Raw genomic sequence first — 13,854 nt, 5'->3', positions numbered from 1 at the left:
AAAATAGTGGTCTTACCAAATTATTAAAAAGATATATAGCAAACGGAGGCGAAATACATGAATTTTCACTTTACTGAAGAGCAACAAATGATGAGGAAAATGGTTCGAGATTTTGCGCAGAAGGAAATAGCTCCCTTTGTTCCTAGTATGGAACAAGGGGTGTTCCCAAAAGAGATTTTGCAAAAGATGGGTGAGCTTGGACTAATGGGTATTCCAGCGCCTGCAAAATATGGCGGGGCAGAAATGGATTTTATTTCTTACATTCTAGCGATTGAAGAAATTTCAAAGGTAAGTGCAACGGTTGGTGTAATTTTAGCTGTACATACGTCAGTTGGAATGAATCCGATTTTGTATTTCGGAACAGAAGAACAGAAGCAGAAATATGTTTCTAAACTGGCGACTGGTGAATACTTAGGCGCATTTGCTCTAACAGAACCGAATGCAGGGTCAGATGCAGGTAGTTTGAAATCAAGAGCTGTAAAGAAAGGCGATCACTACATTATTAATGGATCGAAAGTATTCATTACGAATGGCGGTGAAGCAAGTACATACATTGTATTCGCTTCTACAAATCCAGAGGCGGGGAAAAGTGGTATTTCTGCATTTATTGTAGAGGAAGATACACCAGGCTTAATCATCGGAAAAGATGAGCATAAGATGGGGCTTCTGGGTTCTCGTACAGTGCAACTTACGTTTGAAGATATGAAAGTGCCGGCCGAGAATTTACTTGGTGAAGAAGGACAAGGATTTAAGGTGGCAATGGCGAATTTAGATGTTGGACGAATTGGAATCGGAGCGCAGGCATTAGGGATCGCGGAAGCGGCGCTTGCATGTGCGATTGATTATGCGAAAGAGCGTGAGCAATTCGGAAAGCCAATTGCGGCGCAGCAAGGAATCGGATTCAAACTCGCGGATATGGCGACTAGCGTAGAAGCAGCGCGATTACTTGTATATAGAGCGGCATCGCTTAGAGCGCAAGGATTATCATGCGGTAAAGAAGCTTCTATTGCAAAATTATTTGCTTCTAAGACAGCTGTTGAAGTTGCGATTGAAGCGGTGCAAGTATTTGGTGGTTATGGTTATACGAAAGATTATCCAGTAGAAAGATTTTTCCGTGATGCGAAGATTACACAAATATATGAAGGAACTAGCGAAATACAAAAGCTTGTAATTAGTCGAGCTTTATAAAAAGGAAGAGGAGGAGACGGGAATGCATTTTAAATTGTCAGAAGAACATGAAATGATAAGAAAAATGGTTCGGGATTTTGCAAGGAATGAAGTAGCACCGACAGCAGCAGAGCGTGATGAGGAAGAGCGATTTGATCGCGCTTTATTCGATCAAATGGCAGAGCTTGGTTTAACCGGTATTCCGTGGCCTGAAGAATACGGTGGAATTGGAAGCGATTACTTGGCGTATGTAATTGCCATTGAAGAATTATCTCGCGTATGTGCTTCTACAGGTGTAACGTTGTCAGCACATACTTCACTTGCTGGGTGGCCGATTTTTAAATTTGGAACGGAAGAGCAAAAACAAAAGTTTTTGCGCCCAATGGCTGAAGGGAAGAAAATTGGTGCATATGGCTTAACAGAACCAAGCTCTGGATCAGATGCTGGTGGAATGAGGACGACTGCAAAACGAGATGGAGACCATTACATTTTAAATGGTTCGAAAATCTTTATTACAAATGGCGGCATTGCTGATATTTATGTTGTTTTTGCATTAACAGATCCTGATTCGAAGCAGCGTGGAACGAGCGCGTTTATTGTGGAAAGTGATACACCAGGATTTTCAGTTGGGAAGAAGGAGAGTAAGTTAGGGATTCGCTCTTCACCAACAACTGAAATTATGTTCGAAGATTGCCGTATTCCTGTAGAGAATTTACTCGGGGAAGAAGGACAAGGGTTTAAGGTAGCGATGCAAACATTAGATGGTGGTCGTAATGGTATTGCGGCGCAAGCGGTTGGTATTGCACAAGGGGCTTTAGATGCTTCTGTAGAATATGCAAGAGAGCGTCATCAGTTTGGGAAACCAATTGCAGCGCAGCAAGGAATTGGCTTTAAACTTGCAGATATGGCAACGGATGTGGAGGCGGCGCGTCTTCTAACATACCAAGCGGCTTGGCTTGAATCGGAAGGGCTTCCGTACGGGAAAGAATCAGCGATGTCAAAAGTATTTGCTGGCGATACAGCGATGAAGGTGACGACTGAAGCGGTACAAGTATTTGGTGGTTACGGTTATACGAAAGATTATCCAGTAGAGCGTTATATGCGTGATGCAAAGATTACACAAATATATGAGGGAACACAAGAGATTCAAAGGCTTGTAATTTCTCGTATGTTAACTAAGTAGGAACGAAAGCGTAGGTATTTTCCTACGCTTTTTACTTCCAAAAATAATAGAGAGAGGTGAAGGGATGGTTAAACATAATGTACATGCGTCAGTGAAAGATGAAAAATTAGTTGCGTTAAGGCGTGAACAAATGATTAAAGGTGCGGTGCAGCTGTTTAAGCAAAAAGGATTCCCGCGTACAACAACGAGAGAAATTGCGAAAGCGGCTGGATTTAGTATCGGAACACTTTATGAATATATTCGCACAAAAGATGATGTATTATATTTAGTTTGTGATAGTATTTATGAACATGTAAAAGAGCGGTTAGAGGAAGTAGTGTGTACAGAGAAGGGAAGTATAGAAAGCTTAAAGATAGCGATAACGAATTATTTTAAAGTGATGGATGAATTGCAAGAAGAAGTATTAATTATGTATCAAGAGGTACGTTTTTTACCGAAAGAATCACTCCCATATGTATTAGAAAAAGAGTTTCAAATGGTCGGGATGTTTGAGAATATTTTAGAGCAGTGTACGGAAAATGGGACATTTACACTAAGTAAAAAGGAAATACAGCTTCTTGCACATAATATTTTCATACAAGGACAAATGTGGGGATTTAGACGTTGGGCCCTGCAAAAGCTGTATACGCTTGAAGAATATACTGAAATGCAAATTAGGTATGTACTGCAAGGAGCGCATATGTTTCCGAAATAAGGAATAGACAAATTATAATTTTATTAGCCTTCACCAATCGGGCGTTTACTGCCCGCAAATAGCAGGATAAAAGTTTCCCGTTTTTTTTGTAGCATATTTGTGCGACTTTTGTTTATAATGAATAGTATGGATTTTTTTAGGCAGACCGTTGTATATAAGGTTATATTTGAAGAAAGGAAGTGCCGCATAAGTGAATTTTAAGCAATATTCACCAGAAGAGCTAAAAGAATGTTCAATGATTGAAGTTGTACATAGCGTTTTAGGGGATAAAAGACAAGCAACGACATTCAACGAGTTGGTTCAAGAAATCGCTCAAGTGCTGGGACTATCTCAAGAGCAAGTTAATGCGAAACTCGCACAATTTTATACAGATTTAAACATCGATGGACGTTTCATCAATTTAGGAGAAAATCGTTGGGGGCTACGTAGCTGGTACCCATATGAGCAAATTGATGAAGAAATCTTACCTCAGCCAAAACCGAAGAAGAAACGTAAAGTTGAAGAGGACGGTTTTGACGACTACATCGAAGAAGATGAAGATGAATTCGACGATGCAGAAGGAAATGCAGACGAAGAAGATGTAGAAGATTTGGACAAGGTTCTTGAAGAAGAAGACGCAGATGACGATGATGATCTTGATGATTTAGAAGAAGATGATGATGAATTCGCAGAAGAAGAACTTGAGTACGATGAAACTGAAGAAGAAGAAGAGGAAGAGCGGTAGTTCTTGACTTTTCATTATCGTCCATGTAGAATCATTTTTGGGCTCTTTAAAAAAGGACGATAATACTTTTAAAGTGTAAATATAAAAGAAAATTGCTCCCTACTTATTACTTTATGTGATGAGGGGAGCAATTTTCTTTTTTGTTTTTTGTTTAGAATATAAAAAGAGTCTAACAATAAGATGGATACAGTGTTATCTACATACGTTGCGCTTTGCAACGGTGATTATATAACAGCAAAGTAGAAGGGAGCTTTTTCATGACTAAGTATATTTTTGTAACAGGCGGTGTAGTATCGTCTCTAGGAAAAGGTATTACAGCAGCATCTCTTGGAAGACTTTTAAAAAATCGTGGTTTAAACGTAACTATTCAAAAGTTTGATCCATACATTAACGTAGACCCAGGGACTATGAGCCCATACCAACACGGTGAGGTATTCGTAACAGATGATGGTGCAGAAACTGACTTAGACCTTGGTCACTATGAGCGTTTCATCGACATCAACTTAAACAAATACAGCAACGTAACAACAGGTAAAATTTACTCTTCAGTTCTTCAAAAAGAGCGTCGTGGTGAATACCTAGGAGGAACAGTTCAAGTTATTCCTCACATTACTAACGAAATTAAAGAACGCGTATACCGTTCTGGTCGCGAAACAAACGCGGATGTTGTTATTACAGAAATCGGTGGAACTGTTGGTGATATCGAGTCTCTACCATTCTTAGAAGCAATTCGTCAAATTAAGAGCGACATCGGTCGTGACAATGTAATGTACATTCACTGTACGTTAATCCCGTATTTAAAAGCAGCGGGTGAAATGAAAACAAAACCAACACAACATAGTGTTAAAGAACTTCGTAGCTTAGGTATTCAACCAAACATTATCGTTGTTCGTACAGAACTGCCTGTTTCTCAAGATATGAAAGACAAGCTTGCATTATTCTGTGACATCGATACAAAAGCAGTTATCGAAGCTCGCGATGCAGATACTTTATATGCGGTTCCATTATCTCTTCAAGAACAAAACATGGACCAAATCGTTTGCGATCACTTAAAATTAGACAATCCAGCTGCAGATATGACAGAGTGGACTGCGCTAGTTAATAAAGTACGTAACCTTTCTAAGAAAACAAAAATCGCTCTTGTTGGTAAATACGTAGAGCTTCAAGATGCATACATTTCTGTTGTAGAAGCACTTCGTCATGCAGGTTACTCTTTCGATACAGATGTAGAAGTGAAATGGGTAAACGCTGAGCACGTAACAGCAGAGAACGTACAAGAATTAGTAGGAGACACAGACGGTATCCTTGTACCAGGTGGCTTCGGCGATCGTGGTGTAGAAGGTAAAATCGTTGCGATTCAATATGCTCGTGAAAACAAAGTTCCATTCTTAGGCATTTGCTTAGGTATGCAACTTGCATCGATTGAATTTGCACGTAACGTATTAGGATTAGAGGGGGCTAACTCTTCTGAAATTAATCCTGACACACCTTATGCAATCATCGACTTATTACCAGAACAAAAAGATGTAGAAGACTTAGGTGGTACACTTCGTCTTGGTCTATATCCATGTAAGCTTGCTGAAGAAACAAATGCTTACAGAGCTTACAGTGAGCCGGTTGTATATGAGCGTCATCGTCATCGTTATGAGTTCAACAATCAATTCCGTCCGGATATGGAAAAAGCAGGATTTGTATTCTCTGGTACAAGCCCAGACGGCCGTCTAGTTGAAATCATTGAATTAAAAGACCACCCTTGGTTCGTGGCAGCACAGTTCCATCCAGAACTTGTATCTCGTCCAAACCGTCCACAACCATTGTTCCATGATTTCGTAAGTGCTTCTATTACGAATAAAGAGAGCAAGTAATAAAAAAAAGCGCCTGAAATAGGGCGCTTTTTTTAATATTCATTTAACATTTCATCAATTGTGAATTTCAATCCGTGATAAGCAAATAAAGCTATAATTAAACTTGGGAATCCATAGCGGTTACCCTCATCATCTGGAATAAGACCCTTTAACAGTTTTATATCAATATGTACATCTGTATATTGTTCTAACGATTCGGGACCTTCATGAACAGCTGATATACCAACGATAGATTGGCCTTCTTCTTGAAGTTTTTTTGCAATCGTCACAACCTCTTCATCTGTTGAAAAACGACTAATAAGAAGTACGCGGTCCGCAGAAGTCACTGCCGCCAGTTCACCGTTTTCTATTAAACGTTTTGCTTGTTTCATTGGTTCAGCGCCAAATAATGCTTCTGAAACAACGCCCTCCATTTCGTTTGTACCATGCAAGTAAATGAAGCCATCGCCAACTAACGCTTGGGCAAGTAGACGAGCGCTATCTTCTATATTCATGTCCTCTTTTTGAGAAATTCTGGAGAAATATCCACTTAATTGAGTTGAGAAAATTTTTAACATGTTGTTGCTCCTTTCTTTCGTGTTAGTTGGTTCCCATTATAGCTTATTTTTTTTTGAAAGGGGAAATAGTAGGTGGCATAACAAAATAGGAAACGGTAAAATAAGAAAGAACAGGAAGGAATTTGGCAAAGAATAGCGAAAATAAATCGATAAGATATAAGAAGCTTTAAATCTTGTACTTACACAGAAAGGTTGGGAGTTATGGAAGGGAAAATTTTAATCGTTGATGATCAATATGGCATTCGTGTTTTATTGCATGAAGTGTTCCAAAAAGAAGGTTATCAGACGTTCCAAGCAGCGAATGGATTTCAAGCTTTAGATATCGTTAAAAAAGATAATCCGGATTTAGTAGTGTTAGATATGAAAATTCCAGGTATGGATGGTATAGAGATTTTAAAACATGTAAAAGAAATTGATGAGAGTATTAAAGTGATTTTAATGACTGCTTATGGAGAATTAGATATGATTCAAGAAGCGAAAGATTTAGGAGCTTTAATGCACTTTGCTAAACCGTTTGATATTGATGAAATTCGTCAAGCAGTGAGAAATCAGCTTGCTGTAGAGGCGTAAAAATGAATTTTTTATAAAAAATATGGAAAAAAGCGTTTACATGGACTGTTGAGCAGGTGAATACGGTTGAGTTTTTGAGTACAAGTTGTTATCCTATTGAGTGTAGAAAGAAGTCCGGTATGTAAATATACATATTTTACCTTATTCTGGTCATACTACCAGCGATAAGAATTTATCGGATACAAAAAACGTTTTTTAGGAGGATTCACCATGCCTTTAGTTTCTATGAAAGAAATGCTAAACACAGCACTAGAAGGAAAATACGCAGTTGGTCAATTCAACATGAACAACTTAGAGTGGACTCAAGCTATCTTAGCTGCTGCGGAAGAAGAAAAATCTCCTGTAATCTTAGGTGTATCTGAGGGTGCAGCTCGTCATATGACTGGTTTCAAAACAGTTGTAGCTATGGTTAAAGCTTTAATCGAAGAAATGAACATCACTGTTCCTGTAGCGATTCACCTTGACCATGGTTCAAGCTTCGAAAAATGTAAAGAAGCAATCGATGCAGGTTTCACATCTGTAATGATCGACGCTTCTCACCACCCATTCGATGAAAACGTTGAAACTACTAAAAAAGTGGTAGAATATGCACATGCTCGTAACGTATCTGTAGAAGCTGAGCTTGGTACAGTTGGCGGACAAGAAGATGACATTATCGCTGAAGGCGTTATCTACGCTGATCCTGAAGAGTGTAAACACCTTGTTGAAGCAACAGGTATCGATTGCCTAGCTCCAGCTTTAGGTTCTGTACACGGTCCTTACAAAGGTGAGCCTAACTTAGGATTCAAAGAAATGGAACAAGTTCGCGACTTCACTGGCGTACCTTTAGTATTACACGGTGGTACTGGTATCCCAACTGCTGATATCGTAAAAGCTATTTCTTTAGGTACTTCAAAAATTAACGTAAACACTGAGAACCAAATTGAGTTTACAAAAGCTGTTCGTGAAGCATTAAGCAAAGACCAAGAAGTTTACGATCCTCGTAAATATATTGGACCTGGCCGCGACGCTATCAAAGCAACTGTTGCTGGTAAAATGCGTGAGTTCGGTTCTAACGGTAAAGCGTAAGAATAAAATTCCGTTTTGGAAACCGTCTAGTCTTTTAGACGGTTTCCTTTCGTTGTATAATGAAAGCGTGAACAAGTCTAAAGATTTTATAAAGTGAATTTTTAGGCTGCAAATATAGAAAATAATGTGCATAGTCCTATTAATAAATGTGATAAGTATCTGAATTGATGAATTAGATTCGATGAATAGTTAATTTTCATCTATTTGTACAGCATGGGAACTACAGGTGATGGTTTTCTACTTATTGAGGTTTAGGGTGGAAAGAGGGATTGAGATTCTTAAGGGGAGCCTTCTACTACTTCTTATAAAGAGGTAGTAGAAGGTAAATACATTCACAAGAAGGGAGCTCAATATGGAAAAATTGCTAGTCGAAGGCGGAAGAGCTTTAAATGGAACAATTCGCGTGAGTGGTGCAAAGAACAGTGCTGTTGCATTAATTCCAGCGACGATTTTAGCAGATACTCCAGTAACTATCGGTGGCGTTCCTAATATTTCGGATGTGAAAATGTTAGGAGACTTACTAGAGGAAATTGGAGGGAAAGTAACTTATGGGCAGGAGGAAGAGATGGTAGTAGATCCTTCTAACATGGTTGCGATGCCTTTACCAAATGGAAAAGTGAAAAAATTGCGCGCCTCGTATTACTTAATGGGTGCAATGCTTGGCCGTTTTAAAAAAGCTGTTATTGGGCTTCCAGGTGGATGTCATTTAGGGCCGCGACCGATTGATCAGCATATTAAAGGGTTTGAAGCATTAGGTGCACATGTTACAAATGAACAAGGTGCCATTTATTTAAGAGCAGATGAACTACGTGGAGCGCGTATTTATTTAGATGTTGTTAGTGTGGGAGCGACGATTAATATTATGCTAGCGGCTGTACGAGCGAAAGGTAGAACTGTTATTGAAAATGCAGCGAAAGAACCAGAGATTATTGATGTAGCTACATTGTTAACGAGTATGGGAGCGCGTATTAAAGGTGCTGGTACAGATGTAATCCGAATTGATGGTGTGGATTCTTTACATGGTTGTCACCACACTATCATTCCAGACCGTATTGAAGCTGGTACGTATATGATTTTAGGAGCAGCGTCAGGAGGAGAAGTAACGGTTGATAATGTTATTCCTCAGCATTTAGAATCCGTTACTGCGAAGCTAAGAGAAGCTGGTGTTCAAGTTGAAACAAACGATGACCAAATTACAGTGAACGGCAATAGAAGGTTAAAAGTAGTTGATGTAAAAACGCTTGTATATCCAGGGTTTCCAACAGATTTACAACAGCCGTTTACAACGCTTTTAACAAAAGCGCATGGAACAGGAGTTGTAACTGATACAATTTACAGCGCACGTTTCAAGCATATTGATGAATTGCGCCGTATGAACGCACAAATTAAAGTAGAAGGCCGTTCAGCAATTGTGACTGGACCTGTTTTATTGCAAGGTGCGAAGGTGAAAGCGAGTGACTTACGAGCTGGTGCATCCCTTGTTATTGCGGGTTTAATGGCAGATGGTATTACAGAAATAACGGGACTTGATCATATTGATCGAGGTTACGAAAATATAGTAGACAAGCTTAAAGGGCTTGGTGCAAACATTTGGCGAGAACAAATGACAAAGCAAGAAATTGAAGAAATGAAGAACGCATAAAGTGAAACTATAATCAGTATGGGGCATCCCCCACTGATTATTAGCCCTCACCAATTGGGATAAGGTGGTGATACTTCCGTTAATGGGGAGCGAAGAATCACTACTGACGGAAGTGCACTTTATAGAAAAACACGGTTCACAAAATACGGCAGAAATATAAAGACTTAAAGGAGAGGGATTATTGTGGAAAGAAGTTTATCTATGGAGTTAGTACGTGTAACAGAGGCTGCAGCATTATCATCAGCGCGTTGGATGGGGCGCGGAAAAAAAGATGAGGCAGACGGTGCAGCAACATCAGCTATGCGTGATGTATTTGATACAATTCCGATGAAAGGTACAGTTGTAATTGGCGAAGGTGAAATGGATGAAGCGCCAATGCTATATATCGGAGAGAAATTAGGTACAGGATATGGACCACGTGTAGACGTTGCAGTTGATCCTTTAGAAGGGACAAACATCGTAGCAGCTGGCGGCTGGAATGCACTTGCTGTTATTGCAATTGCAGATCACGGTAATTTGTTGCATGCTCCTGACATGTACATGGATAAAATAGCGGTTGGGCCAGAAGCAGTTGGGGCAGTTGATATCGACGCACCTATTATCGACAACTTACGTGCCGTTGCGAAAGCGAAAAATAAAGATATCGAAGATGTTGTAGCGACAGTTTTAAATCGTCCACGTCACCAAGCAATTATTGAAGAAATTCGTAAAGCTGGTGCTCGTATTAAGTTAATTAACGATGGAGATGTAGCTGGAGCAATCAATACAGCATTCGACCGTACCGGTGTAGATATTCTATTCGGTTCTGGTGGAGCACCTGAAGGTGTATTAGCAGCAGTTGCATTAAAATGCTTAGGTGGAGAAATTCAAGGAAAGCTCTTACCACAAGACGAAGCTGAATTAGAACGTTGTAAAAAAATGGGCATTGAAGATATAAATCGCATCCTTCGTATGGAAGACTTAGTAAGAGGTGACGATGCAATCTTTGCAGCAACAGGTGTAACAGACGGAGAACTATTACGAGGCGTTCAATTTAAAGGTAGCGTCGGAACAACACAATCCATTGTTATGCGTGCAAAATCAGGTACAGTACGCTTCGTAGATGGCCGCCATAGCTTAAATAAAAAACCAAATTTGGTTATTAAGTAAAAAGCGTAAGCAGCTCGTTCAGAATGGGAGGGGGATGGAGCTTCTGACGTAGAGGCGCCTTTTGCCTCGCAGGAAGAAGTGAAGCCACCGACCATTCTAGCCGCTGGAACTGGATTAAATAAAAAGCGTAAGCAGCTCGTTCAGAATCGCAGGGCATTGGAACTCTCGACCTTGAAGCGCTTTTTGCTTCGAGTGAGAGAGTGAAATGACCGGAGATTCTAGCTGCTAAAGCTGGATTAAATAAGAGCGAAAATGGCTTATCTATTCTTCCTCATAATAGGGTGAGTAGAAAAAAGAAAGAAATATGAAAAGCGAAGACAAATTTTCTTGTCTTCGCTTCTTGTATTTGTGTTTCAACGTATTGATTAAAACTAGATAAAAGGGTTACAATAGTGAATATTATCCTACTTGAACTTATTGCCTTTCATTATTATTTATTTGCCTTCCGTATTTTTTCCCTTTACCCATGTGAAAAGAGAATAACGTTAAAGTGTGGTGTCTGAATGAATTTGTCAATTGCAGCATTAGAAAACATGAAATTAAAAGAGTTATACGAGCTTGCGAAAGAATTTAAGATTTCGTATTACAGCAAGTTAACGAAAAAAGAGCTGATTTTCGCTATCTTAAAAGCTCGAGCAGAAAAAGAAGGTTTCTTTTTCATGGAAGGCGTATTAGAAATTATTCAATCAGAAGGATTTGGATTCTTACGTCCTATCAATTATTCTCCAAGCTCAGAAGATATTTATATCTCGGCTTCGCAAATTCGTCGTTTCGATTTACGTAATGGAGATAAGGTTTCTGGTAAAGTACGACCTCCGAAAGAAAATGAACGCTATTTTGGATTATTACAAGTTGAAGCTGTAAACGGAGATGATCCAGACTCAGCAAAAGAGCGTGTGCATTTCCCTGCATTAACACCGTTATACCCAGATCGTCAAATGAAGCTGGAAACGGAAACGAAAAAGTTACCGACACGCATCATGGATTTAATCGCACCAGTTGGATTTGGACAACGTGGTTTAATTGTCGCGCCTCCAAAGGCTGGTAAAACAAGTCTGTTAAAAGAAATTGCACATAGTGTCACAACAAATCATCCGGAAGCAGAATTAATTGTACTTTTAATTGATGAGCGTCCAGAGGAAGTAACAGATATTGAACGTTCTGTTAAAGGTGACGTTGTAAGCTCTACTTTTGATGAAGTACCAGAAAATCATATTAAAGTAGCCGAGCTTGTATTAGAGCGTGCAATGCGTCTTGTAGAGCATAAAAAAGACGTTGTCATTTTAATGGATAGTATTACCCGTTTAGCGCGTGCTTACAACCTTGTTATTCCGCCAAGTGGTAGAACTTTATCAGGTGGTATTGATCCAGCGGCTTTCCATAGACCGAAGCGTTTCTTTGGGGCTGCACGTAATATCGAAGAGGGCGGTAGCTTAACAATTTTAGCAACAGCGCTTGTTGATACAGGTTCTCGTATGGATGATGTAATTTACGAAGAATTTAAAGGAACTGGAAATATGGAACTTCATTTAGATCGTTCATTAGCTGAGCGTCGTATCTTCCCGGCGATTGATATTCGTCGCTCTGGTACGCGTAAAGAAGACCTATTAATTCCGAAAGAACATTTAGACAAGCTGTGGGGTATTCGTAAAACAATGCGTGATACACCAGACTTTGTTGAAGGCTTCTTACGTAAACTTCGTCAAACAAAGACAAATGAAGAATTTTTACAAAACATTGTTGCAGATTCAAAAAGATATGTAACAACTAAGTAAAGGGAAAAGATTGGGACTCGCTTATTTCGTAGTAAGCGAGTTTTTTTATGTTTTTAAGGGAATATTAGAGAGAGTAATATATGGAAAAAATTTGTTTTTTGAGATAAAAATCATATTTTTTGTTAGAGCTCCAGCGGCTAAAATCTCCGGTCATTTCGCTCTCTTGCTCGAAGCAAAAAGCGCTTCAAGGTCGAGAGCTTGAAGTGTCCTGGGTTCTTAATTAATATCCAGTTCCGGTGGCTAGCTCTTCGCATCTAAGAACCTTCCGCCCGAAAGGTAAAAAGCACCTTTAGGGCGAAAGAACCTTAGCTGGTCAGAGCTGAACGAGCCACCTCCACTTTAAATTTAAAAAGACAAAAACAGGTAGTTGCAAAATGGAGTTAGCCTTGTTATAATTTCATCATATGTGTTTCATCAATATAGTTGTGTAAGCAGCTGAAGATGAAAAACTCTGTTTCGAAAATGATTCAGGGCGGAAGGAGATGAAAAGAATGAAAGCAGGAATCCATCCAAATTACAATAAAGTTGTATTTATGGACACGAACACTGGCTTCAAATTCTTAAGCGGGTCTACAAAAGGCTCTAGCGAAACTGTTGAGTGGGAAGATGGTAACACTTATCCATTACTAAAAATTGAGATCAGTTCTGATTCTCACCCATTCTACACTGGACGTCAGAAGTTTGCTACTGCAGACGGACGTGTTGACCGCTTCAATAAGAAATACGGCATCAAGTAATAAAGAACATAAAACAGGCAAGTGTATGTATTCGCTTGTCTGTTTTTTTTGCGAAAATATTAAACCTTTACCCTACTTTGGATTAGGAAAGTAGATGAAAGGAGAGCTCAATGTACTTAATGAATCAAAATGGTTGGATTGAAGTGATTTGCGGGAGTATGTTTTCTGGAAAATCAGAAGAGCTCATCCGCCGTATACGCCGTACACAATTTGCGAAACAACATGCAATTGTATTTAAACCATGTATTGATAATCGTTATAGTGAAGAAGATGTTGTATCACATAATGGATTAAAGGTTAAAGCAGTTCCTGTTTCAGCTTCAAAAGATATATTTAACCATGTAACAGAAGAAATGGATGTTATTGCAATCGATGAGGTACAATTTTTTGATGGGGACATTGTGGAAGTGGTGCAAGTATTGGCAAATCGTGGCTATCGTGTCATTGTAGCTGGATTAGACCAAGATTTCCGTGGTCTACCATTTGGACAAGTTCCTCAGCTGATGGCGATTGCTGAACATGTAACTAAATTGCAGGCAGTTTGTTCTGCATGCGGATCTCCTGCAAGTCGTACGCAACGTTTAATCGATGGAGAACCAGCGGCATTTGATGATCCAATTATTTTAGTTGGGGCTTCAGAATCGTATGAACCGCGTTGTCGTCATTGTCATGCAGTACCTACAAAACAAAGATAAATGAAACTCGCTATGTAGAGCGGGTTTT

The 13,854-nt window shown here is 39.4% G+C and carries 13 protein-coding genes; 12 read left to right on the top strand and 1 reads right to left on the bottom strand.

Annotated elements, in window-relative coordinates; all coding sequences use genetic code 11:
* Window positions 1-57: 57 nt before the first annotated feature.
* The 5 genes from QUF93_RS28075 (at window position 58) to pyrG (ending at window position 5,633) form a co-directional block, all read left to right on the top strand.
* Window positions 58-1,188 (top strand): acyl-CoA dehydrogenase, encoded by a 1,131-nt coding sequence (locus QUF93_RS28075; RefSeq protein ID WP_289360869.1) that lies wholly within the window; start codon window positions 58-60, stop codon window positions 1,186-1,188.
* A 22-nt stretch (window positions 1,189-1,210) separates the two neighbouring features.
* Complete coding sequence (acdA, locus tag QUF93_RS28070) at window positions 1,211-2,350, top strand: acyl-CoA dehydrogenase AcdA (protein WP_289360868.1); 1,140 nt, start codon at window positions 1,211-1,213, stop codon at window positions 2,348-2,350.
* 64 nt (window positions 2,351-2,414) lie between these two features.
* The gene (locus QUF93_RS28065; protein ID WP_289360867.1) at window positions 2,415-3,044 is read left to right on the top strand and encodes a TetR/AcrR family transcriptional regulator; all 630 of its coding nucleotides are present in this window, start codon (window positions 2,415-2,417) and stop codon (window positions 3,042-3,044) included.
* 190 nt (window positions 3,045-3,234) lie between these two features.
* Entirely contained in the window at window positions 3,235-3,768 is a 534-nt protein-coding gene (gene rpoE, locus QUF93_RS28060) for a DNA-directed RNA polymerase subunit delta (protein WP_289360866.1), read from the top strand.
* A gap of 257 nt (window positions 3,769-4,025) precedes the next feature.
* Window positions 4,026-5,633 (top strand): CTP synthase, encoded by a 1,608-nt coding sequence (pyrG, locus tag QUF93_RS28055; protein ID WP_289360865.1) that lies wholly within the window; start codon window positions 4,026-4,028, stop codon window positions 5,631-5,633.
* Between the two features lie 32 nt (window positions 5,634-5,665).
* Here the strand turns inward: pyrG and QUF93_RS28050 are convergent, their stop codons facing one another.
* Window positions 5,666-6,190 (bottom strand): DUF2529 domain-containing protein, encoded by a 525-nt coding sequence (locus QUF93_RS28050; RefSeq protein WP_289360864.1) that lies wholly within the window; start codon window positions 6,188-6,190, stop codon window positions 5,666-5,668.
* A 201-nt stretch (window positions 6,191-6,391) separates the two neighbouring features.
* Between QUF93_RS28050 and spo0F the strand changes: the two genes are divergently transcribed.
* The 7 genes from spo0F (at window position 6,392) to QUF93_RS28015 (ending at window position 13,826) form a co-directional block, all read left to right on the top strand.
* Window positions 6,392-6,760 carry a sporulation initiation phosphotransferase Spo0F gene (gene spo0F / locus QUF93_RS28045; RefSeq protein ID WP_000398595.1) on the top strand — a complete coding sequence of 123 codons (369 nt, stop codon included), beginning with the start codon at window positions 6,392-6,394 and terminating at the stop codon, window positions 6,758-6,760.
* Between the two features lie 210 nt (window positions 6,761-6,970).
* A complete protein-coding gene (locus tag QUF93_RS28040; protein WP_002123762.1) occupies window positions 6,971-7,828 on the top strand; it encodes a class II fructose-bisphosphate aldolase in 858 nt (285 codons plus the stop codon).
* Between the two features lie 352 nt (window positions 7,829-8,180).
* Window positions 8,181-9,470, top strand: a complete 1,290-nt coding sequence (gene murA / locus QUF93_RS28035; RefSeq protein WP_289360863.1) for a UDP-N-acetylglucosamine 1-carboxyvinyltransferase — start codon at window positions 8,181-8,183, stop codon at window positions 9,468-9,470.
* A gap of 183 nt (window positions 9,471-9,653) precedes the next feature.
* The gene (glpX, locus tag QUF93_RS28030; protein ID WP_002123765.1) at window positions 9,654-10,619 is read left to right on the top strand and encodes a class II fructose-bisphosphatase; all 966 of its coding nucleotides are present in this window, start codon (window positions 9,654-9,656) and stop codon (window positions 10,617-10,619) included.
* Window positions 10,620-11,122: 503 nt separating this feature from the next.
* On the top strand, window positions 11,123-12,394 hold the full coding sequence (rho, locus tag QUF93_RS28025) for a transcription termination factor Rho (RefSeq protein WP_002123767.1): 1,272 nt from the start codon (window positions 11,123-11,125) through the stop codon (window positions 12,392-12,394).
* Window positions 12,395-12,885: 491 nt separating this feature from the next.
* The gene (locus QUF93_RS28020; protein WP_000643447.1) at window positions 12,886-13,131 is read left to right on the top strand and encodes a type B 50S ribosomal protein L31; all 246 of its coding nucleotides are present in this window, start codon (window positions 12,886-12,888) and stop codon (window positions 13,129-13,131) included.
* A gap of 110 nt (window positions 13,132-13,241) precedes the next feature.
* On the top strand, window positions 13,242-13,826 hold the full coding sequence (locus QUF93_RS28015) for a thymidine kinase (protein WP_000281086.1): 585 nt from the start codon (window positions 13,242-13,244) through the stop codon (window positions 13,824-13,826).
* The last annotated feature ends 28 nt before the right edge of the window (window positions 13,827-13,854 follow it).

The organism is Bacillus hominis (genome assembly GCF_030348325.1).
GTDB classification, from domain to species: domain Bacteria; phylum Bacillota; class Bacilli; order Bacillales; family Bacillaceae_G; genus Bacillus_A; species Bacillus_A hominis.
This window is presented reverse-complemented; position numbering and strand designations above follow the sequence as displayed.